The sequence below is a fragment of the Mesorhizobium sp. M5C.F.Ca.IN.020.32.2.1 genome (assembly GCF_004023105.1).
GTDB classification, from domain to species: Bacteria; Pseudomonadota; Alphaproteobacteria; order Rhizobiales; family Rhizobiaceae; genus Mesorhizobium; species Mesorhizobium wenxiniae.
Window position 1 is genome coordinate 1 of sequence record NZ_RZSX01001436.1, and the last position, 848, is coordinate 848.

General features: G+C 63.3%; 1 protein-coding gene. It reads right to left on the reverse strand.

The window, feature by feature from the left end:
• Window positions 1-848 (reverse strand): PLP-dependent aminotransferase family protein (locus EOA86_RS36590; protein ID WP_164892406.1); only part of this gene is annotated, 848 nt, incomplete at both ends.

Sequence of the window (848 nt, forward strand, 5' to 3'; positions counted from 1 at the left end):
ATCGCGATGCGCGTGTTGATCTCGACGATGCTGCGATTGCGCATCTCGCTGGCCTGGCCGGACAGAACCAGCCGGCTACACACTTCCGCCAGCAGGAAGGGGAGGCCACCCGTCAGCATCTTGTGAGCGACCCGGATCCGGTGGCGATAGGCCGGTGGACAGGCGAGCCAGCCGCCGCGAACACCAGCCGCGACGGATTTCGACAGGCCGCCGGCAACGATGGTCCGTTCGGGGGCATATTCGGCCAATAGCGGGGTCGGGTCGTCGGTCAGATCGCCATAGAGATCGTCCTCGATCAGGATGACATTGTATTCGCGCGCGACGCGCGCGATCGCCTCGCGGCGTGTTGCCGACAGCGTCACCAGTGTGGGGTTCTTGGCCGTCGGCATCAGGAACATCATTTTCGGATGTTTTTGCGCGCAGACGCGCTCGAAATCCTCTGGGTCTAGTCCTTCGTCGTCAGACGTCACCAGCGCGGTCCGGCGGCCGATCAGGCCGGCGCTGCGTGAAATCTGCGAATAGGTGAGGTGCTCGAAGACGATATAGTCGCCAGGCGTGGTGAGCGCGGCAATCGCCGCCATAACCGCCGCATGGGTGCCGAGCGTCGGAACGATGCCGTCAGGGCTCGGGCGAAACGAATTTCGCGAGAGCCAGCTGCAACCGGCCTCGAACCAGCGGTCCGGAAAATCCCGCGTATAGCTTGAAATCTCATACGGATGGTCCTGCGTCGTGCGCGAGAGCACATCGGCGACAATGGCGCCCTGGCCAATATCCGGCGCAGCCGTGCTGTCGAAGCGCAACTTACCGCGAGGCGCATCGATATAGCGCGTGCCTTCCACATGTGGGTC